Origin of the sequence: Qipengyuania qiaonensis, from assembly GCF_019711515.1 — a bacterium.
In the GTDB taxonomy this organism is placed as follows: domain Bacteria; phylum Pseudomonadota; class Alphaproteobacteria; order Sphingomonadales; family Sphingomonadaceae; genus Qipengyuania; species Qipengyuania qiaonensis.
The window spans coordinates 363340-387380 of record NZ_JAIGNO010000002.1 but is presented as its reverse complement, the minus strand read 5'-3'; the positions used below and the strand labels follow the sequence as shown (position 1 = coordinate 387380).

The window sequence follows — 24041 nt, the reverse complement described above, 5'->3', positions numbered from 1 at the left end:
TTACTCGCCCTTGTTCAGCTGCCACAGGACGAACGCGACTTCTTCCGCCGTTTCGCGGATAGATTCGAACCGGCCCGACTTGCCGCCATGGCCCGCGCCCATATTGGTCTTGAGCAGCAATTCGTTATCGTTCGTCTTCAGCTTGCGCAGCTTGGCTACCCATTTGGCGGGTTCCCAATAGGTCACGCGCGGATCGTTGAGACCCGCGGTCACCAGCATGGGCGGGTAATCCTGCGCCACCACCTGATCGTAGGGCGAATAGCTGAGGATATAGGCGAAGGCCTGCTTCGACAGGATCGGATTGCCCCATTCGGGCCATTCGCCCGGGGTCAGCGGCAGATCCTCGTCGAGCATGGTATTGAGCACGTCGACAAAGGGCACATGCGCCACTACCGCGCCCCACAGATCGGGATCGGTATTGACGACGACGCCCATCAGTTCGCCCCCGGCCGAGCCGCCCGAAATGCTGATCCGGCCCCTTTCGGTGTACCCCTTCGCAACCAGCCCCTGCGCCACATCGACGAAATCGGTAAAAGTGTTCACCCGCTCGTTGAGCTTGCCCTGCAGGTACCATTTGCGCCCGAGATCGTCGCCGCCCCGGATATGCGCGATGGCATAGGCAAAACCGCGATCGACCAGGCTCAGCCGCGTGGTCGAAAAACCCGGCGGAACGGCGTAACCATAGGCGCCATAGGCATAGAGATGGAGCGGGCCGGGACCTTCGGGCCGATCCTTGCGCATGACGATGCTGACGGGGATCATCGTGCCGTCGCGCGCGGCAACCTCGACGCGTTCCGTCGTGTAGAGCGAGGGGTCGTAGCCGCTGGGGATTTCCTGCTGCTTGAGCAGTTCCAGCTCGCCGCTATCGACATGATAGTCGTAAACCGAATCCGGCGTGACCATGCTTTCATAGGCGATCCGCAGCCGGTCCTGATCGTATTCGGGATTGTTGCCGAGCCCGGCATCGAAGCTCGCTTCGGCAAAGGCTACCGGCTTGACGAGGTTGGGATCGACATAGGAACGTAGCTGGATCTGGTCGAGCCCGCGCAGCCGCCCTTCGGTGACGTAGTAATCCTTGAACAGGTCGAACCCGGTCAGGTAGAATTCGTCCGATCCTTCGATCAGCGTCGTCCATTCGCCGGGCGCATCGAGCGTGGCTTTCGCCAGCCGGAAATTGACATGATCGTCATTGGTGTGAACCCACAAGGTGCCGTCGCGGATATCGACATCGTATTCGACGCCCTTCTGGCGTGCCTTGACGAGGATCGGCTCCGCGGTCGGATCGTCGGCAGGCACGAGCCGCACTTCGCTCGTTTCGTTGTCACCGGTGGCGATGACCAGCCAGTCGTCCTGCGCCGACAGACCGGCCCCGACGCGGAACCCTTCATCCGCGGTTTCGCGGTAGAGTTCGACATCCTCGTCCAACGGGGTGCCGAGGACATGCATAGTCGCGTCGTGGACGCGCCAGTTGTCGTCCGCGAGGCCATAGACCAGCGCGGTATCGTTCTTGACCCAGACCAGGCCCGACAGGGTTCCGGGTATTTCGTCCGGCAGCAATTCGCCGGTCTGCAAATCCTTGATCCGCGCGGTGAAGCGTTCCGACCCGTTGATGTCCGCCGAATAGGCGAGATAGCGCCCGTTCTTCGACACGGAGAAGGCGCCGAGCCGGAAATATTCGTGCCCTTCGGCCAGCTGGTTCTCGTCGAGAATCAGCACGGCATCGCCGCCTGCCACCGGCTTGCGGTAATATTTGCGGTACTCCGCACCCTCTTCGAACTCGGACCAGTAGAGCCAGTCGCCATCCTTCTGGGGAACGGTGGAATCGTCTTCCTTGATCCGTGCCTTCATTTCCGCGAACAACTCGTCGACCAGCGCCTGCTGCGGCTTCATCCGCGCTTCGAACCAGGCGTTCTCTGCCTTCAGGTGAGCGAGCACGTCCGCATCGTCCACCGTCGGATAGGATGGGTCTTTCAGCCATGAATAGGGATCGGCAATGGTGATCCCATGATGCGAATAGCTGTGGTCGCGCTTCTCGGCAGTGGGCGGCGATTTCGGTTCGGTCACTATGGTCCCTTCGAAATTTCGGGCGTGAAGCGGCGCGGCCAGCGCCAGCGATGCGGCAGATAGGCACGCGGCGTATCGCATGAAAGGCATGATCGACCCTCCCCCTGGCGGCGCAAAGCTGGAAAGCGGCGCCGCGGATGACTATGACGGGGGAGTGATTATGCGGCCCCATCGCGGCCGGCAAGCACCGAGTCGCCGCACGGGCGACCGGTCCCGATGAAAGGATTTCTCCATGCTGATGCAGACCTATGAAGCCCGGCTCGACGGATTGCGCAAGGAATTGGGCAAGCGTGGCCTCGACGGTTTCGTCATTCCGATTTCCGATGAACATATGAGCGAATATGTCGGCTCCTACGCCCAACGCCTCAAATGGCTGACCGGCTTCGGCGGCAGTGCGGGAAGTGCTGCGGTACTGAAGGATAAGGCAGCCATGTTCACCGACGGGCGTTACACCGTTCAGGTACGCGAGCAGGTGGACGGCAAGCTGTACGATTACGAGGACGTGCCTGCCACCTCGCCCGCCAGATGGATCGCCGCGAATGCGCCCGCTGGCGCGACAATCGGCTACGACGCATGGTTGCACGGCATCGGTTGGACCGAAGAGGCTGAAAAGCTGTTCGCCAAGAAGGGCATCGCGCTGGTCCCCGTGGATGGCAACCCGATCGATGCGATCTGGGACGATCGGCCCGAAGCCTCGCTGGCCGCGGCGGTCCCGCATGCCGACGAACATGCCGGCCGGTCAAGTGCCGACAAGCGCGCCGAAATCGCCGACTGGCTCAAGAACGAAGGCTATGACGCAACCGTCATCAGCGCGCTAGATTCGGTGGCTTGGCTGCTGAATATGCGCGGCACCGATGTCGACAATACGCCGGTTGCCCTGTCTTACGTCCTCGCCCATTCCGACGGGACTGCCGAGCTGTTCATCGCGCCCGACAAGGTCACGCCAGAACTGACCAAGCATCTCGGCAATGCCGTGACGGTGCGCGAACGCAGTGCGTTCGAACCCGCGCTGGCGAACCTCAAGGGCACGTCGGTGGCAGTCGATCCGAAGCACGCCGTCGCCGGCATCTTCCACGCGCTCGAAGCGGGCGGTGCGACAATCGTCCGCGAAGCCGACCCGACCGTGCTGCCCAAGGCGATCAAGAACCCCGCCGAACAACAAGGCCAGCGCGATGCGCAGGCGCGCGACGGCGCGGCGGTGTCGCGCTTTCTGCGCTGGCTATCGATCGAAGCGCCGAAAGGCGGCGTGGACGAGCTCGCCGCCGCGGCCAAATTGCGCGAGTTCCGCGAGGCGGGCGGCGTATTGAAGGATGCCAGCTTCGATACGATCAGCGCCGCCGGCCCGCACGCCGCGCTGCCGCATTACAAGGTGGATGAGGACAGCAATATCCCGATCCCCCCTTCTTCGATCTATCTCGTCGATTCGGGCGGCCAGTACCTCGACGGGACCACCGACATCACCCGCACGGTTTGGGTCGGCCCCGGAGAACCGAGCGCGGAAATGATCGAGCGCAATACGCGCGTGCTCAAGGGCCACATCCAGCTCGACATGCAGAAATTCCCCGAGCGCACCACCGGCGGCGCGCTCGACGCGCTGGCCCGGATGCATCTGTGGAATGGCGGGGTCGATTACGGCCACGGCACCGGCCATGGCGTCGGCAGCTATCTGTCGGTCCATGAAGGTCCCCAGCGGATTTCGAAACCTGGCGGTGCTTTTCCCGGCACCGAAACCGAGCTGCGCGAAGGCATGATTCTTTCCAACGAACCGGGTTACTACAAGGCCGGACATTATGGCATCCGGATCGAAAATCTCGTGCTCGTCGTTCCGGCGGGGATCGAGAGCGAGGGCGATTATCTCGGCTTCGAGACGCTCACCTTCGTCCCGCTCGACCGCAAACTGGTGGACAAAGACCTGCTTTCGCCCGCCGAAATCGGCTGGTGGAACGACTATCACGCCAAGGTCTGGAATATCCTTTCTCCGCAGCTTGAGGGCGAGGATCTCGCATGGCTCGAAACCGAATGCGCGCCCTTGTGATGTAGGAAATGTTCCTATAATGTTCTCTTGGTCGCGAGTCGTTTTCAAGGAACACTGCTATGATCGGATATGTTACTCTCGGGACCAATGATCTCGAGCGGGCCGCCAGGTTCTATGACCCGCTCGCCGCCGAAATGGGCGTCGGGAGGATGATGGATTTCGGAACGTTCATTGCCTGGGGCCAGCCGGACGGTGCGCCCGGCATCGCCGCGACCAAGCCGTTCGACGGCAGGGAGGCAAGTGTCGGCAACGGTACCATGGTGGCGATCGAGGCGAAGGATCGGGATCAGGTCCAGCGGCTCTACGACATCGCCTTAGCGAATGGTGGCACCTGCGAAGGCAAACCCGGACCGCGCGGTGAACCGGACGAAAACGGAATGGTGTTCTACGCCGCCTATTTCCGCGACCCCGACGGCAATAAGCTCAACGCATTCCTCATGGACAAGGTGAACTAATATGCCCGACCCGCGCCGTCTTGCCAAGAATTTCGTCCATCTGGGTCTCGGCGCGACGGCCGTGCCGCAGCCGCCCTTCGACGGGATGGAATGGTACGAGGCTTATGGCGAGCGGCACGGAGCGGATGGCCGCGAAGGGCGGCTGGTCAGCCAGTACCGTTTCACCGAAGGCTGGCCGAGCTGGGAAATGCACCCGCTGGGCGATGAGGTGGTGATCTGCACGTCGGGCGAAATGGTCCTGACGCAGGAATTTCCCGATGGTCGGCAAGAAACGATGAAGCTGCGTGCCGGCGAATATGCCATCAATCCGCCGGGCGTATGGCACATCGCCGATGTCAAGGACGAAGCGACGGCCATTTTCATCACCGCGGGCGAAGGCACGCAGCACCGCCCGCGCTAGCTGTCTGCTGCGTGAACGGCCCGAGCGGAGCGCGACAAACCGATACAATTTGAGCCGGATCCGGGATAGTGTTGCGACAATGCGAGCCTAGATAGGGGATGTGAGCTGTGGCGGACTGAACGTTCCTCCCCTCAGACCCCCCGGTCCGTCGCAGCTCTTCAGAAACTTGGAGATATGCAATGAACAAGACCTTCCTAGGCCTTTCAGTTGCTGTACTGGCGCTGACCGGCACAGCTGCGCTCGCCCAGAACGCGGGCAAGCACAATCCCGATACAAACGGCGATGGCGTAGTGACCATGGCTGAAATGCAGGCTCAAAGCGCCAAGCGCTTCGGCAATATGGATGCCAATGGCGATGGTGTGCTCGACAGCACCGACCGGGCTGCCCGCGGCGCGGAGATGTTCGCCAAGGCCGACACCAACGGCGATGGTGAACTGACCGCCGCCGAGATGGAAGCCGCTCGCGAAGCACGCAAGGCCGACCGGCCGGAACGGGAAGAGCACGCCGAGCGTCGCGGCAAGCGTGGTGGCGAGCGGGCCGAACGGCGCGGCAAGCGCGGCGGCGACCGGGCGACGAATTTGGCGGAACGCTTCGCCCAGGCCGACACCGACAATTCGGGCGGCCTCTCGCCAGCCGAATTGCAGGCCATGCGCGAAGCGCGCGGCGAAAACGGCAAGCGTGGCAAACGCGGCATGCGTATGATGGAACGCGTCGACACCAATGGCGATCAGGCGATCAGCCGCGCCGAATTCGATGCTGCCGCTCAGGCCCGCTTCGCCAAGGTCGACACCGACAGCAACGGAGCGATCTCGGCCGAAGAGCGCGAAGCCGCCAAGGCCGCTCGCCAGGCCAAGCGGGCCGAACGCCGCGGCCAGTAGGCCGCTTGATTGCAGGCCCCCTACAGAGCTAGGCGCGGGCAAGGACAGATCATGACCGAACCCGCGCCCACCACCCTGCTACTCGTCGACGACGAACCGTCCTTGCGCGAGCCCCTGGCCGAGTACCTTACTCGCCAGGGGTTCGTCGTGCACGAGGCCGCAAATGCGGCGGCGGCCCGCAGCAGGCTGGCGCAATCGACGCCGGATCTCGTCCTGCTCGACATCATGATGCCGGGCGAGGATGGCCTCTCTCTCTGCCGCCACCTCATCGAAAGCCGCAGCCTGCCCACCATCCTCCTCACCGCCAAGGGTGAAGCGATGGATCGCATAGTCGGGCTCGAGATCGGTGCCGACGATTATGTGACCAAGCCCTTCGAACCGCGCGAGCTGGTCGCCCGCATCCGCTCAGTACTGCGCCGGGCCGAGCGCCCCGCCGTCCCGCAGGAAGAAGAGCTGCTCTATCAGTTCGAAGGCTGGGAGCTCGATCCCCTAAAACACCGGCTGACCGATCCCGAAGGCGCGCTTGTTCCGCTCTCGACCGCCGAGTTCAGAATGCTGCGTGCCTTTTGCGACCATCCCCGGCAGGTGCTCGACCGGGATCGTCTCCTCGATATGGTGCAAGGCCGCGAGGCACATCTGTTCGATCGGGCGGTCGACAACCAGATCAGTCGCCTGCGTCGCAAGATCGAAACGGACAGCCGCGATCCGCACTTCATCCAGACTGTGCGGGGCGGCGGATACCGGTTCGCGGCCGATGTGACCCGCACCCACCGTCCTGGCGAAAGCTGATGCGTCTGTTGCCGCGAAGCTTGCTGGGCCAGGTCATGCTGGCACTGACGGCCGCCTTGCTGATCGCACAGGGAATATCGGCAGTGATGCTCTATCGCGCCGCTTCCGAAAGGCGCGAACTCGCCATCACGCATGCGGCCGCTTTTCAGTTGTTGGCAGGGGCTCGGCGGGGAGATCGCGACGGGCCCCGCGGTGGGGAGCGGCGCGACCGGCGAGCATTGGCCAGAGCACTGGATCCCTCCTCCGAAGGCGAGCTGAGATTCCGCCTGCCCCGCGACATCCGTTATCGCGAAGCGGCGCAGTCACCACTTTCGCCGGGCGAACGGCGCGACATCGACCGGGAGGCCGCGCTCGCGAATCTGTTGAGCACGCAGGGCGTCGATGCCGAAGAGCTCGTGATAGTCGAAAGGTCTTTGCTGGACGACGAACTCACCCGGGCTGCCAGCGAACGCTATCCACGGATGCGCGCGCAGATGGGTAAGGTTCCCGATAATCTCCTGGTTGTCGGAATGAGGCAGGCCGGGAGCAACACCTGGCAGGTAGCGCGTCTGCCGATCCCGCCACGGGATCGAGCCATAGTGCGTACATTGGCCATGCAGACGCTGATTCTGTTCCTCGTTCTTGTCGGCCTGCTGTATTTCGTCCTGCGCCGGATCACCCGTCCCCTAGACACGCTGGCACTGCGCACCAGGCGTTTCGGCGGGGCCGGCACGCCCGAGGAACCGCTCGCCGTATCGGGCCCGCAGGACGTCCGCCGACTGATCGAGGCGCATAACGCCATGCAGGCGCGGATCGGCTCGATGCTGGGGGAGAAAGACGTGATGCTGGGTGCTATCGGTCACGACCTCAAAACGCCGCTTGCGGCCCTCCGCGTGCGAATCGAGAGTGTCGAGGACGAGGCGGCACGAGACAAGATGGCCGCGACCATCGAGGACATCACCAGGACACTCGACGAGATTCTCTCGCTTGCACGCATCGGGCGTAGCGATGCCCCCCCGGAAATGACCGAACTCGGTGCTCTGGCTGCATCCGTGGTCGAGGAATTCGAAGACATGGGCAGCCCGGTAACGCTCGAAACGTCAGGGCGTATTGCCGCTTCGATCCATCTGACATGGCTGAAGCGGGGCCTGCGCAACCTGATAAACAACGCGCTCCGTTATGCCGGCACCGCGCGGGTCGAAATCCTGCGCGAGAACGGACATGCGATCTTGCGCGTGGACGACGATGGGCCGGGCATACCCGAGGACCGCATAGCGGAAATGCTCGAACCCTTCACTCGCGGCGAAGCGAGCCGCAACCGCGAGACGGGTGGAGCAGGTCTCGGCCTAACGCTGGCCCGCGCGGTGGCCGAACAGCATGACGGCATGCTCGTCCTAACCAACCGCCCCGAAGGCGGCCTCAGGGCAGAGATCAGGATTCCGCTCTAGCGTATCACCGCATCAGCCCGCCGATGATATTGCGGACGAATGCGGTCGCACCGGTGCGGAGCGGGTCGGCACTCGACTTCTTGCCCAGCACCGTCGCTACCGCGATCGAACTCAGCGAGCCGGCAGCGGCGGTCGCGGCAGCCTTGCCGGCCCTGCTCCACATCGAAGTCGTCTTGCGTTCGCGCTTGCTCACTTCCTCGCGCCCCTTCTCCTCGACCTCCTTGGCGGTCTCGGCTGCGTCGGCTGCCTTGGCGGCGAGCACTTCTTCCGCACTCTCGCGGTCGACCGCTTCGTCGTACTTCCCATCGATCTCGCTCACGGAATTGACGATCTTGCGTTCCTTTGCCGTCACCGGGCCAAGACGCGAATGCGGTGGTTTGATCAGCGCGCGCTGTACCACGGTAGGTGCGCCGTCCTCGTCGAGCGTCGAGACCAATGCCTCGCCTACCTTCAGTTCGGTAATTGCCTGTTCGACCTCGAGTTCGGGATTGATGCGGAAGGTTTCCGCCGCCGCCTTGATCGCCCGCTTGTCGCGCGGGGTGAAGGCACGCAGCGCGTGCTGCACGCGATTGCCCAATTGGCCGGCGATCTTTTCCGGAATGTCGATCGGGTTCTGAGTCACGAAATAAACGCCCACCCCCTTCGAACGGATCAGGCGCACGACCTGCTCGACCTTGTCCTCCAGCGCGTCGGGAGCATCGTCGAACAGCAGATGCGCCTCATCGAAGAAGAAGACGAGCTTCGGCTTTTCGGGATCGCCCACTTCGGGCAAGCTTTCGAACAGTTCGGCGAGCAGCCAGAGCAGAAAGGTCGCATATAGCTTGGGGCCGCGCATGAGCTTGTCGGCCGCCAGCACGTTGATCACGCCGCGGCCCTGTTCGTCCACTGCAAGGAAATCGTCGATCTCGAGTGCGGGCTCGCCGAAGAACAGATCCGCTCCCTGACTCTCGAAACTGAGGAGCTGTCGCTGGATCGCGCCAACGCTGGCCTTCGTGACATTGCCGTATTTCGCCGACAACTCCGACGCGTTTTCGGCCGTATGCGCGAGCATCGCCTGCAAATCACCCAGGTCGAGCAGCAGCAGCCCCTGTTCGTCGGCAAAGCGAAAAACGATGTTGAGCACGCCCTCCTGCGTTTCGTTCAGATCGAGCAGGCGCGCGAGCAGCAACGGCCCCATTTCCGAAATCGTAGTGCGGATGGGAAAGCCCTGCTCGCCATAGAGATCCCAGAACACCGCCGCATTGTCGGCATAGGTGTAATCGTCCATGCCGAGCTCCCTTGCCCGCCCCTCGAGCTTGTCGGCATGTTTGAACTGCGGCGATCCGGCCATCGAAATGCCCGCAAGGTCACCCTTCACGTCGGCGAGAAATACGGGAACGCCCGCGGCGGAAAAGCTTTCGGCCAGGCCCTGCAGGGTCACCGTCTTGCCGGTACCCGTCGCACCGGCAATCAAGCCGTGCCGATTGGCCTGATCCAGCCGCAAGTGCTGCTTCTCACCCTTACCTCCCAGGCCCAGGAAAATTTCGCCCATTGCGCTGCCACTCCCGATTAATTCGCCGCCGTCTCGGTGTGGCGCAGCCTGGTAGGCACGGTCAAGCAATCCCTCGACAGGCGCAGCGCATAGGGTAAAGGCTGGCACCAATGGCGGAGAGGCACCCTTTTGTTCTGCTGGACGATGCGCGCGAACGCGGTGCGGCAGACGCCTTGCTGTTCGAGAACCCGCGCGAAGTCTTTGTCGCCCATCGCCCCGATCAGGTCGAAGATGCGCTTGCTGCGGCCGAGACGGCGCGCAAGGCGGGCGGCGAGCTTGCCGGCTATATCGCCTACGAAGCAGGGCTCGCTCTGGAAGCCAAGCTGCGCCCGCTAGCCGACACACGCAGCGGCGGTGCCGGACCGCTCGTCTGGCTCGGCCTGTTCGATCCGCCGGAGCGGATTGCCGCTGCCGACATGCCCGGGTGGCTGACCGAGAGGGTGCAAGGGCCGGGCAGCGTCGGGCCGCTCGACCCCCAGATCTCGCCGGGCGGGTACGAGCTAGCCTTCGCCACATTGCAGGAGGCAATCCGCGCGGGCGACATCTATCAGGCAAACCTCACTTTCCCGCTGGCGGGCAGTTTCACCGGCGATCCGCTCGGCCTTTATGCCGCGCTGCGCCCGGCGGCGCAGGCCGGCTATGGCGGGGTAATCTTCGATGGCTCGCACTGGCTACTGAGCCTCAGTCCCGAACTGTTCGTGTCGCTCAAGGGCCGCGAAGCCAAGGCCAAGCCGATGAAAGGGACGCGCCCGCGCGGGGTCGATGCGGCATCGGATCGGGCGCTGGCCGAGGAACTGGCCGGATCGGTCAAGGACAAGGCCGAGAACCTGATGATCGTCGACCTCATGCGCAACGACCTCAGCCGGGTGGCCGAGGCGGGCAGCGTGCGGGTGGACGAACCCTTTGCCATCGAAAGCTATCCGACGGTCCACACGATGGTCAGCGCGGTGCGTGCACGTCTGACCGAAGGTCGAACTGCGCTCGATCTTGTGAAAGCGCTGTTTCCCTGCGGTTCGATTACCGGCGCCCCCAAGATCCGCGCGATGGAACTGATCGGCGCCGTCGAACGCGATCCGCGCGGCCCCTATTGCGGTGCGATCGGGCGGATCGGGGCGGATGGCGATGCGGCTTTCAACGTGGCCATCCGCACATTGCGCCTGACCGAGATCGAAAACGCGCGCGGCAAGGCCGTGCTCGGCGTCGGTGGAGCCATCGTTGCCGATAGCGAGCCGCGCGCCGAATGGCGCGAGGCCTTGCTGAAGGGAGCCTTCGCACGGGCGTCCTCGCCCGACCATCGCGCCGCGCAGTTCGACCTGATCGAGACCATGCGCTTTACGCCGGAGACGGGTATCCCCCATCTTGAGACGCATCTCATGCGGATGAAGACGAGCGCGGCGGAACTCGGCTTTTCCTTCGACCGCCACGACGCACGCAACCAGCTTCACGCCCTCTGTTTCGTGCTTGAAAAAGAAAGCCGCGTGCGGTTGCTCGCTTCGCGATCCGGCGCGATCGCGCTCGAGGCGCATGACTTGCCCGACGCATGGCGCGAACCGGCGCAGTGCATCGTCCTGCCATTGCCGGTCGATCCGGGCGACTGGCGCCTGAGGCACAAGACCAGCGATCGCGGTTTCTATGACGACGGGCAGCGTGTCGCCCGTGAGCATGGCGCGCAGGAGGCGCTGTTCGTGCGCGAGGACGGGCTGCTGACCGAAGGCTGCGTGACCAGCATCTTCGTGCGCGGCGCGGACGATGTATTACTGACCCCGCCGGCCAATCTCGGCCTGCTGCCCGGAGTCTTCCGTCAGACCCTGCTCGACGAAGGCCGGGCGCGCGAAGCGGAATTGCGCATCGGGGACTTGGAAAACGGCTTCTACCTCGGCAATGCGCTGCGCCTGATTATGGACGCGAAGCTCAAGACATGACCCGTATTCCGATCCTGTTCGAAGACGGCGAAGCGCTGGTGATCGACAAGCCTGCCGGCCTGCCGATCGAGCGCCCGCGCCGCGGCGGGCCGAGCCTCGAGGACCATTTCGAGGAACTGAAGCTCGGCTTCCAGCGCGCGCCCGTGCCGGTCCACCGGATCGATACCGACACCAGCGGCTGCCTGCTGCTGGCGCGCAACCCCAAGGCGCTGAAACGGTTCGCCAAGAGCTTCGAGGAACGGCTGGTCGAGAAGCGCTATCTCGGCGCGCTGGCCGGCGTGCCAGCGGAAAGCGAAGGCACGATCGAGCTGTCGCTGTCCAAGATCAGCAGCGCCGAGAATGGCTGGCGCATGATTGCGGCGAAAAAGGGCAAGCCGTCGGTGACACACTGGCGCATGCTGAACGAAAAAGACGGTCACGCCCTGCTCGAGTTCCGGCCCGAGACCGGGCGCACACACCAGATCCGCGTGCATTGCGAGGCCGGGCTCGGCATGCCGCTGCTCGGCGACCCGGTCTATGGCGATGGCAAGGGTGCTCCGCGCACCATGCTCCACGCCGCCGCCATCACCATCCCGCGCGAAGGTAAGTCGCCGATTGCCGCCACCGCCCCGCTGCCACAGGATTTCGCCGCCCTCGGCTTCGTCGATGGTTAGAATCGCCGACAGGGCTCTCGAAATCGCGGAGGAGAAGTTCATTGCCTCCTCCGGCCCCGGCGGGCAGAACGTCAACAAGGTCGCCACCGCCGTCCAGCTGCGCGTCGACGTGTTCCAGCTGGGCCTGCCGCCCGAGGCGTTCGAGCGGCTGAAGGAAATCGCCGGCAGCAAGCTGACCAAGGGCGGCGAGATCGTCCTCACCGCCAACGAATACCGCACGCAGGATCAGAACCGCGAGGCGGCGCGCGAACGGCTCCTTGCCCTCCTGACAGACGCGCTGACCCCACCGCGCAAACGCGCCAAGAGCCGCGTCAACCGCGTCGGCAAGGTCAAGCGCCTGAAGGCCAAGAAAGTGCGCGGCGAGGTCAAGGCCAATCGCGGCAAGGTCGACTGGTAGGAATGCTTGACTTTTCCACGTGAATCGCCCAATGGGCGCGCCGGAACGGCGGTGCTGGACGCGCCGCCCTTGTTTTTTCGGGCCTCCGCGGCCCCTTTCAGATCTTTAGGAACACGCCATGGCGAAGCCCGCAACCGTCAAGATCAAGCTCGTCTCGACCGCCGACACGGGCTTCTATTACGTGACCAAGAAGAATCCGCGTAACCACACGGAAAAGTTCACCTTCCGCAAGTACGATCCCGTCGCGCGCAAGCATGTCGAGTTCAAGGAAGCCAAGATCAAGTAATGCACCGCCAGCCTGAACCGCGGGAACGTGCCGGGTTCAGTGATGGTTCAATGCTCCACACCTAACAGCAGGAGCATGAGCATCTTGTCTTTGAAAAAGAACCCATCGATCGGCGCCGCGCTGGCTTTGTCGCTGGCTGCGGCGCTTCCGGCATCCGCCATCCTGACGCCGGCACCGGCAGAGGCCGCCGCGGGGGATCTCGACAAGGCGGTCGCCGCGCTGCGCGGCATTTCCACGATGAAGGCCGATTTCGTCCAGACCGACCGGGCCGGCCAGACCGTGCGCGGCGTAATGACGCTGAAGCGCCCCGGCAAGATCCGCTTCGAATACGAGAAGGGCGTCCCCATGCTCGTCGTATCGAACGGCAAGTCGATGTATATGGTCGATTATGAGGTCAACCAGGTTCAGCGCTGGCCGATCAGCAATTCGCCGCTCGGCGCTCTGCTCGACCCCAGCCGCGACGTAAAGCAATACGGCAAGCTGATCCCGACCAGCCATCCCGATGTGGTGAGCGTCGAGGTCCGCGATACAAAGCGCCCCGAATTCGGCGTGATCACGCTGATCTTCGCCCGCGATGGATCCGCGCCGGGTGGCCTGCGCCTGACCCACTGGGTCGCGCTGGATTCGCAGAATCACCGCACCACGGTCCGGCTTGCCAATCAGCGTTACGGCGTGTCGGTTGCGGACAGTGCCTTCACCTTCCGCGACCCGCGCCGTTCGTCCCGTCGTCCGGGGTAAACGCTTTGGCGTCGAGCAGTGGGATGCATGCGATATCCCGCTGCGCAATGTTCATTGAACAGCAATCGAGCATTCCCTAATTATTGGTTCACGAGACGACACGAGGAGGGTTTCCCCCCTGTTGACCCCCTCGACCTGGTTCATCTCGTTCCAAGCGTGACGAACGCTCACAGGAAACCCTCGTGCCAATGCCCCCGGCACGAGGGTTTTTTTGTCAGCTTTTCGCTGGTGCCCCCACGTAAGTATCGTCGGCGCTATTCCTCCCAGCCAAAGGCTTTGCGGATCACATTGTAGATCAGGTTCTGCTCCATCACCCCGCGCACATTCTCCGCGCCGGGGCCGTTGGCATAGAGCGCGACATCCTCGCCACCGTGGGTTTCCGAACCCGTCGGGATCGCTGCCTGCTGATGCGCCGTGACACCGGTTTCGGGCGTCGGGCGCCCGCCTTGCGCGTCGGGCTTCACTGCTCCTGGGCCGTTGCCGTAGCCGAGCGTGGTATAAGGCTTGCCATCGGCCGCCAGTGTGGGGCTTTCTCCCGTATCGCCATCCTCGCCGCCGCCATCCGGCGGTACGACCAGACCAAGGATATCGTTCCCTCGGCGCGGATAGCCCGCCATGGTGAACACGTGGCTATGGTCCGCAGTGACGAGGATCAGCGTCTCTTCCGGATCGGTGTTGTCGATAGCCCACTGGATCGCGCGGGCGAACTCGACTGCTTCTTCCAGCGCATAGCCTGCCTGCCCGGCATGATGGCCGTGATCGATCCGACCGCTTTCGACCATCAGATAATAGCCTTCCGGGTCGCTGCCCAATCGACCGATCGCCGTAGCCGTCATGTCGGTCAGCGTGGGCTCGCTACTGTCCGCAGCACGGTCGACCATGTAGGTCATGTGGCTGGGTGAGAAGAGCCCGAAAAGCGGCTTTCCGGCAGGAGCAGCGTTCATTTCCGCGAGACTGGCGACGAAGGTGCCGCCCGTTGCCGCTGTCCAGTCGCCCGGAAGGTCCGCCGCATCGTCGAGCCTGCCACCGCCTTTTGCCTTGCCGAAGAAAGCCGCGCTGCCGCCGCCCAGCGCAACGGCGAAGGGCGTGTCCACCAATTGCCGTGCAATGTCGGCACAGCCAAGGCCGCGCTGGTCTTCGGGGATCGCCGCATCGCCTTCCCAATCGCGATTTACGCTGCGCCCATAGACCGCCGCCGGCGTCGCATGGGTGATCCGCGCCGTGCTGACGATGCCAAGTGCCTTGCCGTGCTTTTGCGCCTCTTCGCTTACCAGCGGCAGTTCATGCCCCTGTCCCGACCGGCAATCCCCGTTGGTCGCCTCCGGACCGTATCCCAGCATGCCGATATTGGTCTTCACGCCGGTATTCATCGCGCTTGCCGTGCCTGCGCTGTCGGGCACCTGCGCATTGGTATTGTAGGTCTTAACCAGCGCCAGATGCTCGAACGTTTCGAACGGCAGGACATATTCCTCGCCGGTCTGACCCAGCTTCTGACCGGCATAGATGCGCGCGGCGGTCACGGTGGAAACACCCATGCCATCTCCGATGAAGAGGATGACGTTCTTCGCCCGTGTCGCGCTGACGGCAGGCGCGGCTGCCATCGGGGTGTCCTGCGCCCCGGTGGTGGTGCAACCGGCGAGAGCCAGCGTTGCGGCACAGGTGGCAAGACAGAGCGAGCGGAAAGTCATGCGGTATCTCCCGGTGGAAACTGGTGGAGCCGTATATCGGGGCGCCAAAAGACGAAAGCGTTACGCTTGCGGGAAAAGGGGCGCTCGCCTACCTCGCTGCGCATGGTCACCATTGCTACCTGGAACATCAATTCGGTTCGCCTGCGCATGCCGATCGTCGAGCGCTTCATCGCGGAGCAGGCGCCCGATGTCCTGTGCCTGCAGGAAATCAAATGCCAGGAACACCAGTTCCCCTACGACGCCTTTCGCGCGCTGGGCTACGAGCATTTCGCGATCCACGGCCAGAAAGGCTATCACGGAGTCGCGACCGTTTCGAAAACGCCGCTGAGGGAATTTTCGCGCCACGACTGGCAGGACAATGGCGAAGCGCGGCATGTCGGCGTCGAACTGCCCGAACATCAGGGCATGATCGTCGAGAACGTCTATGTCCCCGCCGGAGGAGACGAGCCCGACCGCGAGATAAATCACAAGTTCGGCCAGAAGCTCGACTTTCTCGAGCGCATGACGCGCTGGGCCGATGCCGTCGACCGGCCGACGCTGATCGTGGGCGATTTCAACATCGCACCGCTCGAAAGCGATGTGTGGAGCCACAAGCAGTTGCTAAAGGTCGTCAGCCACACGCCAATCGAGGTCGAGAGCCTGCAGCGGTTCATGGATGCCCATGGCTGGAGCGATATCGGGCGCGAACACATCGAGGCACCCGAACGCTATTACAGCTGGTGGAGCTATCGCTCTAAGGACTGGAAGGCGAACGATCGCGGCCGCCGGCTCGACCATATGTGGGCGAGCCCGGAACTGGCGAGACAGGCGACCGCGCATTCGGTCCATGAATATGCGCGCGACTGGGAAAAACCGTCGGACCACGTGCCCTTGGTGACGGAGTTCACGCTCTGACCACGGCTTCGCCTTCCCGCCGTGCGGCGCAGGCGGTGGATGCGCTGCGCCATGGCTGGCCGCTTGCCATCGAAGGTGCGCCGCTGCTCCAGCCGGTCGAGACCGCATTCGGCGAATTGGCGGGAGAGGCAATGCTGGTTTCCGCCACGCGCGCGGCCACGCTGAAGCTCGCCAACCAGCGCGAAGCTGCCGTTCCGCGCCAGCCGGTGCTGATGCGGGGTGCAGAGCCATTCGACCTGTCGGCGGCGCTGGCGGTTGCGGATCCTGCACTCGACATGCAGAACCCGCTCAAGGGGCCTTTCAAAGCTCTTCCGCTGGCATGGGAGGAACAGGCCCGCGCCGCGCTGGAGCTGGCGCGAATGGCGGGCGTGCTGCCCGCCTTCCTGGTCGATCCGCAAGGGGCGGGGGAAGCCGTGGCGCTGTCGGCGGACGATGTCGCCGCCTTCGCCGACGCATCCCGCCTCCAGATCGCCACGCGTGCCAGACTGCCGGTTTCGGCCGCCGCCGAAGCGCGGATCGTCGCCTTCCGGAGCCCCGACGATACGCGCGAACATGTCGCGCTGGTCATCGGCGAACAGACGGCCGATCGTGCGCCACTGGTGCGACTGCATTCGGAATGCCTGACTGGCGATGTTCTCGGCAGCCTCAAATGCGATTGCGGGCCGCAGCTCGATGCGGCGCTGCAGGCCATGGCGGAGGAAGCCGGCCAGGGCGGCTGGGGTGTGCTGCTCTATATGCGGCAGGAAGGGCGCGGGATCGGCATCGTCAACAAGCTGCGCGCCTATCGCCTGCAGGATCAGGGATTCGATACTGTCGACGCGAATACCCGGCTGGGCCTGCCCGACGAGGCGCGCGATTTCCCGACCGCGGCCCGGATGCTCGACCTGCTTGGTGTCAGGGCGATCCGGCTGATGACGAACAATCCGGCCAAGGTTCGCGCGCTGGAAGCCGAGGGCATCGCGGTTGCGGAACGAGTGCCGCATGCGCTGCCCGACAATCCGCACAATACCCGCTATCTTGCCACAAAGCGCGACCGTTCGGGCCATCTGCTGTGAGCGCCATCTCGATCCGTCCCGAAGCGGCTGGTGATGCGCCAACAATCTTCGGGCTGACCGAAGCAGCTTTCCGCGACATGCCTTTCAGCGACGGCGACGAACAGCATCTGGTCGACCGTCTGCGTGCGGATGGCGACCTGTCGCTCTCGCTGGTGGCGGAGGACGCCGCACGGATCGTCGGCCATATCGCCATCTCGCCCGTGACGATTTCCGACGGCAGCAGCGGATGGTACGGCCTGGGTCCGGTGAGCGTGTGGCCCGATCTTCACGGGCAGGAGATCGGATCGGCGCTGGTCAAGCGAGGCATTGCCGATATCCGCGAACGGGACGGGAAGGGTATCGTGCTGCTGGGCAGTCCCGAATATTACGGGCGCTTCGGTTTCGAACACGACCCGGCGTTGCGATATCCCGGCCCACCGGCGGAGTATTTCCAGCGGCTCGTTCTGAGTGGCGACGCGCCTGCCGGCGAAGTGCGCTATGCGCCCGCCTTTACCGCGTCTCGAACGCCCTGATACCGGTCCCTAGCCGGTTATTGTCCATGACCAGACTATCTCCCGTCCAGTCGGCGACGAAGGCGGGGTTGCGCGACAGGCCGGGGGCGAGGCGCGCTTCGTTATCGGCGATCACGAGTCCGTCCGAACTGTAGTTGGCGCTCTCCGCCCCGATGGCGATCATGGTCGACCAGTTTTCCTTGTCGCGCCCCTGGACGAACCAGTTGCGCCGGATCGCGCCGGTTCCGCCATTGGGCAGGTCGATCAGGTAGTTGGTGGCGCGGCCGTTGGAATCGTCGAAGCTGCAATCCTCTATCACCGTGCGCGCCGTGCGCGACTTCAGGTAATGTCCGCCCGTCCCCTGCTCGAACCGGCTCCGCGTGACCGTGAGGCTGCCGTAATCGCCGACATAGATCGAATGCGCGCAGCCGGCCGAATTCTCGCAGGTGCCGAGCCGGGTAAACGTCGACTTGTCGATCACCAGCTCGCTGTTCACGCCATTGGCGGTGAGAATGCCCTGCTGGCTGTCGCGAAACCATGTTTGCGATACGCGCAGCGGCCCCTGTTCCAGCCGGATGCCGGCGCCGTTGCCGTCGGGAACCGATATATCGGCCAACACGAGCCCCTCGACCGTCGCCCCGCGGCCACGCAGGACCAGCGCCGCCTTGCCTTCGCACGCCTTGCCGCCAAGCAGGGCGGTGCCGGCCTTCGCCGCCCGGAAATGGATCACCCCTTCGCTCTGGACGGCGCAATCCTGCCAGTTGCCAGATGCGATGACGATCGTCCCTTCGCGATCGCCGATTGCGTCGACGGCTGCCTGCAAAGAGCCGTATCCGCGTCCGGTCTCGGCCACGGTAAAACTTGCCTCGCCGTTGGACTGGGCCAGCAGCGCAGCGAGAGGGATCGCGCCCACCGCAACCACGCCAACCAGGCCGAGGAGCCAACGCGGGAGCCGTGAGGCGGGCGGGACATATGGCGAGATCATGGCTGCCGCATAGGCTCTGACGGTTAACATCGCGATAAGTCTACCCTTCCCAAGCGTGCTAATCGTCGCCGCCCCACCGCCAGCGCCATCCGCCGCGCGTCTTGATAGCGGCGATATAGACCAGCACGGCCGTCGCGGGAACGACCAATGCGAGGGCGGCGATCGCGCCGATCTCCCTGTCCCACATCACCAGCAGACCGCCGAGCAGCAATACGAGCGCCCATGCCGCGATGCTGGCCCAGCCCTGCCAGGCGATCGGCCGACCGGCTCCATAGCCGCGGCGCTTCGGTTCGAACCAGGCTTTGTCGTCCGTCATTCCGTATCCTTCCGGGGTCGCCCGCGCTTGGGGCCCTTGGTTACAGGCACATCGATGCCGCGCCGGGACAATGCCTCGCGCACCAGCATCTCGATCTGGGCATTCGCACTGCGCAGTTCGGCCGCGGCCAGCCGCTCGACCGCGGCGTGGACCGCCGGATCGAGCCGCAGGGCAAAGGCTTTCTTGGTCATCGGGCCGTGTCCACGCGCTGACCTACTGGTACAGCGTTCCCGCATTCACCACGGGATGCGCTTCCTTCTCGCCGCAAAGCACCACCATGAGGTTGCTGACCATCGCCGCGCGGCGTTCGTCGTCCATCTCCACGATGCCGTCCTGCGCGAGCTTGATCAGCGCATCCTCGACCATGCCGACCGCGCCGAGAACGATTTTGGCCCGTGCCGCGATAATGGCATCGGCTTGCTGGCGCTTGAGCATCGCGCTGGCGATCTCGCTGGCATAGGCAAGATGCGTAAGACCCGCCTCGTCGACCAGTATGCCGGCGACCTTGAGCCGGTCGTTCAGCTCTTCGAGCAGTTCGCGGTTGATCACATCGGCGCTGCCGCGCAGCGTCACCTCTTCGTTTTCGAAATCGTCATAGGGGTGGCGCGAGCCGACCGTGCGCAATCCCGCCTCGATCTGGATGTTCACGAACTCCTTGTAATCGTCGACATCGAAGCTCGCCTGCGCCGTATCGGCGACCCGCCATACGACGTTGCACGCGATCTCGATCGGATTGCCGCGCAGATCGTTGATCTTCACCCGTTCGGAATGGATGTTGTGCGCGCGGACCGAGATCTTGTTCTTGCCCATCCACGGCCAGACCCAGCGCAGCCCCTCGCGCCGCTCGGTCCCGCGATATTCGCCGAACAGGGTAATCACAACGGCCTGATTGGGCTGGATCATGAAAAAGCCGGCCGACAGGAAACCGAGCACCAGAAGTGGCAATATGATCAGGCCGACGAAAGTGAGCTTCATCGCCTTGGTCGCTCCATCGGGCGGAATATTGCCCGCGACGTTCCAGATCATCAGCACCAGCAACGCCAGGATCAGCAGCAGCATCGGATAGCCACTGAAACTGGACCCTGCTTGTTCGGCGCTCGTTTTCATCCCCTTGAGTTCAACAGACATGACGAATCATTCCTCCGATATAATTATGATATCATATTTATATCAGCGAGAGGTCGAGGTCAATGCTGGTCGATAGCGCGGAGGAATCGCTCTCCGTAGGCTTCCAGTTTCTTGGCGCCGATGCCGGGCAGTAGCCCCAGCTGTGCCAGCGTCGTCGGTCGCGCGAGGGCCATTTCGCGCAGGGTCGAATCATGGAAGATGACATAGGGCGGAACCTGAGCTTCCTCGGCCAATTCCTTGCGCAGAGCGCGCAGCGCGTCGAACAGCGGATCGCCCACGGGATTCGGCGTCGCATCGCCGCGCCGGGTGCGCTGGCGCCTGGGCGGGACGACGATCTGCACCGCGCTTTCGCCCTTGAGGATCGCGCGGGCCGACCCTCCCAGAGCCAGTCCGCCATGCTCGGTAGCCACCAGATCGCCGCGCGCCTGCAATGCCCTCGAGAGCGGCTGGAGCAGGCGCGCCTCGTCCGGCTCCACGATGCCGAACACGCTCAACCGGTCGTGCCCGCGCTGGCGCACGCGCTCGTCCTCGCTGCCGGTCAGAACCTTCTGCAAATGCCCCATGCCGAAGCTCTGGCCCGTGCGGTAGACCGCCGACAGCAGCTTGCGCGCCAGTTCGGTCGCATCGGTAACACCTGCCGGTTCGAGGCAGTTGTCGCAGTTACCGCAGTGGCCGGGCGGCTCCTCGCCGAAATGGCGCAGCAGCACCGCCCGGCGACATTCGGCGGTCTCGACCAGACCCGCCAGCGCATCGAGCCGCGCCCGTTCGGCATTGCGCCGCGGCTCTTCGACCTCGGCCAGCCGCTGGCGGGCGGTCGCGAAATCGCCCGCGCCCCAGAACATGACCGCCTGCGAAGGATCGCCGTCCCGGCCCGCACGACCGGTCTCCTGATAATAAGCCTCGATCGATTTGGGCACGCCGACATGCGCCACGAAACGGACATCGGGCTTGTCGATCCCCATGCCGAAAGCGACCGTGGCGACGATGACCATGTCCTCCGATGCCACGAAGGCAGCCTGGTTGGCCGCTCTCGTCGCCGGGTCGAGACCCGCGTGATAGGGCCGCACCGGCCGTCCGGTCGCCGCGGCCAGCTTTTCCGCGAGATCTTCGACCTTGCGGCGCGTCTGGGCGTAAACGATGCCCGGCCCCGATTCGCCCGCCATCAGATTGGTCAGCTGCCGCACGGGATTGTCGCGATGACGGATGGCATAGTGGATATTGGGGCGGTCGAACCCGGCCAGTACCAGACCGTCTTCCGGAATGCGGAGCTGCGCCATCACGTCGGCACGCGTCTGCCGGTCGGCGGTGGCGGTGAGGGCGAGCCGCGGAACCTGCGGGAAGGCATCCATCAAGCCGCGCAGCATCCGGTAGTCCGGGCGGAAATCGTGCCCCCATTCGGATACGCAATGCGCTTCGTCGATGGCGAAAAGGCATAGCGGCGCAGCGCTCAGGAAGTCGCGAAAGGCGGGCTGGCTCGCACGTTCCGGCGCGACATAGAGCAGGTCCAGTTCGCCCGCACGGAATGCGTCCTGTGTCTCGCGCCAGTCTGCGTCGGCGCTGGTCAGCGTGGCGGCGCGAATGCCATTGGCGCGCGCACTCCTTAGCTGGTCGTGCATCAGGGCGATCAGCGGGCTGATGACCACGCAGGTACCGGCCAGCATGACGGCGGGCAACTGGTAGGTCAGCGACTTGCCCGCGCCGGTCGGCATGACCGCCAGCGTCGAATCGCCGGCGAGAACGCGCGTCAGGACATCTTCCTGTCGCCCCCGAAAGCCCTCGAAACCGAAGACGTCTTTCAGGGATTGATATGCGCTCGCGATCCCGTTCATGCCAGCCTGATGGCAGACGCGAACACGAGTGCAACCGCTTCCCGGCGATTTTCCCCTTGCCCCGCATGCCGCGCTTGCGCTTTATCGGTCACGAGATTCCAAACAGGAGAGATTGAAGATGAAATTTCGTATCGCCCTGACGGCTGCCGCGGCCCTTACTCTCGCCGCGTGCGGCAGCACGGAAGATGCCTCGACCGAAGCCGAAGCGGACACCGTCGAAATTCCCGCTGACGAAGCCTTGAGCGGCGTCGAGGAAATGCCGGTCGAGGATCCGGCAGCCAATGTCGAGCCGCCCGCGACCGAAGAGACCGGGCCGAGCGAAGAAACCCAGATCCAGGAAGCCGGCGACAGTGCCGCCGACACCGCCGCCGCTGCCATGGACGCCATGGCCGAAGACGCCGGCAATTAGGCAACAGGCTGGGCGGGCCGACGGCTCGCCCACGCCCCGCCGCGCCGTAGCGTCCTTTGCCCGCCGCGCAACTGCGCCTAGCTTTCGTCCCATGATCCGACTCGCTTCCATTCTCGCAGCGCTTGCCGCCCTGTCCGCCTGTTCCGGATATGACGACGACGAGCCCGTAGAGGCTGTCTCGCAGAGCGAAGCCGAAGCGCTCGACGATGCTGCCGCAATGATCGAGGAGCGGCGTTTGCCCGAGGGCGTGTTTGACGCCGAAGGCGATGACGCATCCGCCGATCCGGCCATGCCTGCGGACGATACTCCGCGCGAAACGGGCGGGCCGCAGCCGATGGAGCTGCCCGATGAGTGACGCCGTCAATCCCGGCATGGATGCCGACATTTTCGACCAGTTCCTCGAACAGCTCGATCGCTATGTCCGCGAACGGCTGATCCCGGCGGAAAGGCAGGTCATCGCCGATGACCGGATTCCGGAAGAAATCGTCGCCGAGATGAAGGATATGGGCCTGTTCGGCCTCACCGTGCCCGAAGATTATGGCGGCGCGGGTCTCAACTGCACGCAATATGCCAAGGTCGTGAAAACCATGGCCTATGCCGCGCCGGCCTATCGGTCGATCTTCTCGATCAATGTCGGCATGTTCAATTCGGCGATCAAGAATGGCGGCACCGACGCGCAGAAGGCCGAATGGTGGCCGAAGATCGCCAATGGCGCGATCGCCTGCTTCGGTCTGACCGAGCCGGGTTCGGGCAGCGACAGCGCGGCCATGGCGACCACCGCCAGGCCCGATCCCGATGGCAATGGCTGGATCCTCAACGGCACCAAGCGCTACATCACCAATGCCCCGCACGCCGATGTCGGCCTGATCATGGCGCGGACGGAAAAGGATGCCCTGCCCAAGAACGCGCATGTGTCCGCCTTCATCGTGCCGATGGACACGCCCGGCGTTTCCACCGGCAGCCCCGATCACAAGATGGGCCAATCGGGCAGCCATATCTCCGACGTCATGCTCGACGATGTCCATGTGCCGGGTGAAGCTCTGTTGGGCGGCGAGACCGGCCAGGGCTTCCGCTTCGCCATGATGAGCCTCGACAACGGGCGCATTTCCGTCGGGGCCGCCAGCACAGGCTATGCCCGCCGCGCGCTCGACAGCGCGATCAAATATGCCAACGAACGGCAGGCCTTCGGCGAACCCATCGCCAATTTCCAGCTGATCCAGCAGATGCTGTCCGAAAGCTGGACCGAAATCTACGCCGCGGAAAGCATGATGGCCGATGTCACCGCGCGGGTCGATCGCGGCGAAAACACCGTCAAGCATGCCGCCGCCTTCAAGGTCTTCGCCTCCGAAATGTGCGGTCGCGTGGTCGACCGCGTGGTGCAGATCTACGGCGGCGCTGGCTATCTCGCCGAATACGATGCCGAGCGTTTCTTCCGCGATGCGCGCATCTATCGCATCTACGAAGGCACGACGCAGATCCTCCAGTTGCAGATCGCCAAGCACATGCTGCGCGATTACGCTGCTGGTCTGTGAATTTCTCGCCTGACGGCTCGGCTGTGCCATCCCACGCCCCCTCCCGGCCACCCACGGCACGGTATTCTATGGGTGGCCGGGAGGGGGCGTGGGATGGCACAGTAAGGGTTGGACGGAGGTCCAACCCGCACGCGACAAA

General features: G+C 64.1%; 25 protein-coding genes. 17 read left to right on the top strand and 8 right to left on the bottom strand.

Annotated features, from left to right (window positions below):
• On the bottom strand, positions 1-2154 hold the full coding sequence (locus tag K3174_RS04815; RefSeq protein WP_247711877.1) for a S9 family peptidase: 2154 nt from the start codon (positions 2152-2154) through the stop codon (positions 1-3).
• 142 nt (positions 2155-2296) lie between these two features.
• On the opposite strand from K3174_RS04815, the gene K3174_RS04810 reads away from it, so the two are divergent.
• From K3174_RS04810 to K3174_RS04785, 6 genes are all read left to right on the top strand, one after another.
• Entirely contained in the window at positions 2297-4099 is a 1803-nt protein-coding gene (locus K3174_RS04810) for an aminopeptidase P family protein (RefSeq protein WP_221556170.1), read from the top strand.
• A gap of 59 nt (positions 4100-4158) precedes the next feature.
• Complete coding sequence (locus K3174_RS04805) at positions 4159-4554, top strand: VOC family protein (RefSeq protein ID WP_221556168.1); 396 nt, start codon at positions 4159-4161, stop codon at positions 4552-4554.
• Position 4555: 1 nt separating this feature from the next.
• Complete coding sequence (locus tag K3174_RS04800) at positions 4556-4954, top strand: cupin domain-containing protein (RefSeq protein ID WP_221556166.1); 399 nt, start codon at positions 4556-4558, stop codon at positions 4952-4954.
• Positions 4955-5133: 179 nt separating this feature from the next.
• The gene (locus K3174_RS04795) at positions 5134-5832 is read left to right on the top strand and encodes an EF-hand domain-containing protein (protein WP_221556164.1); all 699 of its coding nucleotides are present in this window, start codon (positions 5134-5136) and stop codon (positions 5830-5832) included.
• Between the two features lie 51 nt (positions 5833-5883).
• Positions 5884-6621, top strand: coding sequence for a response regulator (locus tag K3174_RS04790; RefSeq protein WP_221556162.1), 738 nt, complete (start codon positions 5884-5886; stop codon positions 6619-6621).
• Positions 6621-8048: an ATP-binding protein gene (locus K3174_RS04785; protein ID WP_221556160.1), complete on the top strand. Its 1428-nt coding sequence runs from the start codon at positions 6621-6623 to the stop codon at positions 8046-8048. The genes K3174_RS04790 and K3174_RS04785 overlap by 1 nt, the downstream gene beginning before the upstream one ends.
• Before the next feature lie 4 nt (positions 8049-8052).
• Here K3174_RS04785 and K3174_RS04780 read toward each other — a convergent pair whose 3' ends face one another.
• Positions 8053-9579, bottom strand: a complete 1527-nt coding sequence (locus tag K3174_RS04780; RefSeq protein WP_221556158.1) for a helicase HerA-like domain-containing protein — start codon at positions 9577-9579, stop codon at positions 8053-8055.
• Positions 9580-9689: 110 nt separating this feature from the next.
• Here K3174_RS04780 and pabB point away from each other — a divergent pair, with 110 nt between their 5' ends.
• The 5 genes from pabB to K3174_RS04755 all read left to right on the top strand — a co-directional run bounded on the left by pabB (position 9690) and on the right by K3174_RS04755 (position 13575).
• Positions 9690-11501: an aminodeoxychorismate synthase component I gene (gene pabB, locus K3174_RS04775; protein WP_221556156.1), complete on the top strand. Its 1812-nt coding sequence runs from the start codon at positions 9690-9692 to the stop codon at positions 11499-11501.
• On the top strand, positions 11498-12154 hold the full coding sequence (locus K3174_RS04770; protein WP_221556153.1) for an RluA family pseudouridine synthase: 657 nt from the start codon (positions 11498-11500) through the stop codon (positions 12152-12154). Before pabB ends, K3174_RS04770 begins: the two co-directional genes overlap by 4 nt.
• A complete protein-coding gene (arfB, locus tag K3174_RS04765) occupies positions 12147-12551 on the top strand; it encodes an alternative ribosome rescue aminoacyl-tRNA hydrolase ArfB (RefSeq protein WP_221556151.1) in 405 nt (134 codons plus the stop codon). Before K3174_RS04770 ends, arfB begins: the two co-directional genes overlap by 8 nt.
• Before the next feature lie 118 nt (positions 12552-12669).
• A complete protein-coding gene (rpmG, locus tag K3174_RS04760; protein WP_050601641.1) occupies positions 12670-12837 on the top strand; it encodes a 50S ribosomal protein L33 in 168 nt (55 codons plus the stop codon).
• Positions 12838-12912: 75 nt separating this feature from the next.
• On the top strand, positions 12913-13575 hold the full coding sequence (locus K3174_RS04755; protein ID WP_221556149.1) for a LolA family protein: 663 nt from the start codon (positions 12913-12915) through the stop codon (positions 13573-13575).
• A gap of 254 nt (positions 13576-13829) precedes the next feature.
• Here the strand turns inward: K3174_RS04755 and K3174_RS04750 are convergent, their stop codons facing one another.
• Positions 13830-15263 carry an alkaline phosphatase gene (locus K3174_RS04750; protein WP_221556147.1) on the bottom strand — a complete coding sequence of 478 codons (1434 nt, stop codon included), beginning with the start codon at positions 15261-15263 and terminating at the stop codon, positions 13830-13832.
• A 102-nt stretch (positions 15264-15365) separates the two neighbouring features.
• Here K3174_RS04750 and xth point away from each other — a divergent pair, with 102 nt between their 5' ends.
• Genes xth through K3174_RS04735 form a run of 3 tightly spaced genes read left to right on the top strand, consistent with a single transcriptional unit; the run spans position 15366 to position 17724 of the window.
• The gene (xth, locus tag K3174_RS04745) at positions 15366-16157 is read left to right on the top strand and encodes an exodeoxyribonuclease III (RefSeq protein WP_221556145.1); all 792 of its coding nucleotides are present in this window, start codon (positions 15366-15368) and stop codon (positions 16155-16157) included.
• A gap of 35 nt (positions 16158-16192) precedes the next feature.
• The gene (gene ribA, locus K3174_RS04740; protein ID WP_221556143.1) at positions 16193-17212 is read left to right on the top strand and encodes a GTP cyclohydrolase II; all 1020 of its coding nucleotides are present in this window, start codon (positions 16193-16195) and stop codon (positions 17210-17212) included.
• Positions 17209-17724 carry a GNAT family N-acetyltransferase gene (locus K3174_RS04735; RefSeq protein ID WP_221556140.1) on the top strand — a complete coding sequence of 172 codons (516 nt, stop codon included), beginning with the start codon at positions 17209-17211 and terminating at the stop codon, positions 17722-17724. Before ribA ends, K3174_RS04735 begins: the two co-directional genes overlap by 4 nt.
• Here K3174_RS04735 and K3174_RS04730 read toward each other — a convergent pair.
• Genes K3174_RS04730 through recQ form a run of 5 tightly spaced genes read right to left on the bottom strand, consistent with a single transcriptional unit; the run spans position 17702 to position 21961 of the window.
• The gene (locus tag K3174_RS04730) at positions 17702-18718 is read right to left on the bottom strand and encodes a right-handed parallel beta-helix repeat-containing protein (RefSeq protein ID WP_247711876.1); all 1017 of its coding nucleotides are present in this window, start codon (positions 18716-18718) and stop codon (positions 17702-17704) included. The two genes, K3174_RS04735 and K3174_RS04730, sit on opposite strands and share 23 nt — an antisense overlap.
• 28 nt (positions 18719-18746) lie before the next feature.
• Complete coding sequence (locus tag K3174_RS04725; RefSeq protein ID WP_221556138.1) at positions 18747-19004, bottom strand: hypothetical protein; 258 nt, start codon at positions 19002-19004, stop codon at positions 18747-18749.
• Entirely contained in the window at positions 19001-19195 is a 195-nt protein-coding gene (locus K3174_RS04720) for a type II toxin-antitoxin system antitoxin (protein WP_221556137.1), read from the bottom strand. The genes K3174_RS04725 and K3174_RS04720 overlap by 4 nt, the downstream gene beginning before the upstream one ends.
• 22 nt (positions 19196-19217) lie before the next feature.
• Positions 19218-20132 (bottom strand): SPFH domain-containing protein, encoded by a 915-nt coding sequence (locus K3174_RS04715; protein ID WP_247711875.1) that lies wholly within the window; start codon positions 20130-20132, stop codon positions 19218-19220.
• Positions 20133-20191: 59 nt separating this feature from the next.
• Positions 20192-21961, bottom strand: coding sequence for a DNA helicase RecQ (recQ, locus tag K3174_RS04710; protein WP_221556135.1), 1770 nt, complete (start codon positions 21959-21961; stop codon positions 20192-20194).
• Between the two features lie 118 nt (positions 21962-22079).
• Here recQ and K3174_RS04705 point away from each other — a divergent pair, with 118 nt between their 5' ends.
• From K3174_RS04705 to K3174_RS04695, 3 genes are all read left to right on the top strand, one after another.
• The gene (locus tag K3174_RS04705) at positions 22080-22370 is read left to right on the top strand and encodes a hypothetical protein (RefSeq protein ID WP_221556133.1); all 291 of its coding nucleotides are present in this window, start codon (positions 22080-22082) and stop codon (positions 22368-22370) included.
• Positions 22371-22461: 91 nt separating this feature from the next.
• On the top strand, positions 22462-22725 hold the full coding sequence (locus K3174_RS04700) for a hypothetical protein (protein WP_221556131.1): 264 nt from the start codon (positions 22462-22464) through the stop codon (positions 22723-22725).
• Positions 22718-23902: an acyl-CoA dehydrogenase family protein gene (locus tag K3174_RS04695; RefSeq protein WP_247711874.1), complete on the top strand. Its 1185-nt coding sequence runs from the start codon at positions 22718-22720 to the stop codon at positions 23900-23902. The genes K3174_RS04700 and K3174_RS04695 overlap by 8 nt, the downstream gene beginning before the upstream one ends.
• The last annotated feature ends 139 nt before the right edge of the window (positions 23903-24041 follow it).

Excerpts from the sequence above, each read along its gene's own strand:
- K3174_RS04750 (WP_221556147.1), bottom strand. The coding sequence starts at position 15,263 with ATGACTTTCCGCTCGCTCTGTCTTGCCACCTGTGCCGCAACGCTGGCT.
- K3174_RS04720 (WP_221556137.1), bottom strand. The coding sequence starts at position 19,195 with ATGACCAAGAAAGCCTTTGCCCTGCGGCTCGATCCGGCGGTCCACGCC.
- K3174_RS04815 (WP_247711877.1), bottom strand. The coding sequence starts at position 2,154 with ATGCCTTTCATGCGATACGCCGCGTGCCTATCTGCCGCATCGCTGGCG.
- recQ (WP_221556135.1), bottom strand. The coding sequence starts at position 21,961 with ATGAACGGGATCGCGAGCGCATATCAATCCCTGAAAGACGTCTTCGGT.
- K3174_RS04795 (WP_221556164.1), top strand. The coding sequence starts at position 5,134 with ATGAACAAGACCTTCCTAGGCCTTTCAGTTGCTGTACTGGCGCTGACC.
- K3174_RS04700 (WP_221556131.1), top strand. The coding sequence starts at position 22,462 with ATGATCCGACTCGCTTCCATTCTCGCAGCGCTTGCCGCCCTGTCCGCC.
- K3174_RS04780 (WP_221556158.1), bottom strand. The coding sequence starts at position 9,579 with ATGGGCGAAATTTTCCTGGGCCTGGGAGGTAAGGGTGAGAAGCAGCAC.
- K3174_RS04800 (WP_221556166.1), top strand. The coding sequence starts at position 4,556 with ATGCCCGACCCGCGCCGTCTTGCCAAGAATTTCGTCCATCTGGGTCTC.
- K3174_RS04725 (WP_221556138.1), bottom strand. The coding sequence starts at position 19,004 with ATGACGGACGACAAAGCCTGGTTCGAACCGAAGCGCCGCGGCTATGGA.
- K3174_RS04730 (WP_247711876.1), bottom strand. The coding sequence starts at position 18,718 with ATGTTAACCGTCAGAGCCTATGCGGCAGCCATGATCTCGCCATATGTC.
- K3174_RS04755 (WP_221556149.1), top strand. The coding sequence starts at position 12,913 with ATGAGCATCTTGTCTTTGAAAAAGAACCCATCGATCGGCGCCGCGCTG.
- arfB (WP_221556151.1), top strand. The coding sequence starts at position 12,147 with ATGGTTAGAATCGCCGACAGGGCTCTCGAAATCGCGGAGGAGAAGTTC.
- K3174_RS04805 (WP_221556168.1), top strand. The coding sequence starts at position 4,159 with ATGATCGGATATGTTACTCTCGGGACCAATGATCTCGAGCGGGCCGCC.
- rpmG (WP_050601641.1), top strand. The coding sequence starts at position 12,670 with ATGGCGAAGCCCGCAACCGTCAAGATCAAGCTCGTCTCGACCGCCGAC.
- K3174_RS04695 (WP_247711874.1), top strand. The coding sequence starts at position 22,718 with ATGAGTGACGCCGTCAATCCCGGCATGGATGCCGACATTTTCGACCAG.
- pabB (WP_221556156.1), top strand. The coding sequence starts at position 9,690 with ATGGCGGAGAGGCACCCTTTTGTTCTGCTGGACGATGCGCGCGAACGC.
- K3174_RS04790 (WP_221556162.1), top strand. The coding sequence starts at position 5,884 with ATGACCGAACCCGCGCCCACCACCCTGCTACTCGTCGACGACGAACCG.
- K3174_RS04705 (WP_221556133.1), top strand. The coding sequence starts at position 22,080 with ATGAAATTTCGTATCGCCCTGACGGCTGCCGCGGCCCTTACTCTCGCC.
- K3174_RS04785 (WP_221556160.1), top strand. The coding sequence starts at position 6,621 with ATGCGTCTGTTGCCGCGAAGCTTGCTGGGCCAGGTCATGCTGGCACTG.
- K3174_RS04810 (WP_221556170.1), top strand. The coding sequence starts at position 2,297 with ATGCTGATGCAGACCTATGAAGCCCGGCTCGACGGATTGCGCAAGGAA.
- K3174_RS04715 (WP_247711875.1), bottom strand. The coding sequence starts at position 20,132 with ATGTCTGTTGAACTCAAGGGGATGAAAACGAGCGCCGAACAAGCAGGG.
- K3174_RS04770 (WP_221556153.1), top strand. The coding sequence starts at position 11,498 with ATGACCCGTATTCCGATCCTGTTCGAAGACGGCGAAGCGCTGGTGATC.
- xth (WP_221556145.1), top strand. The coding sequence starts at position 15,366 with ATGGTCACCATTGCTACCTGGAACATCAATTCGGTTCGCCTGCGCATG.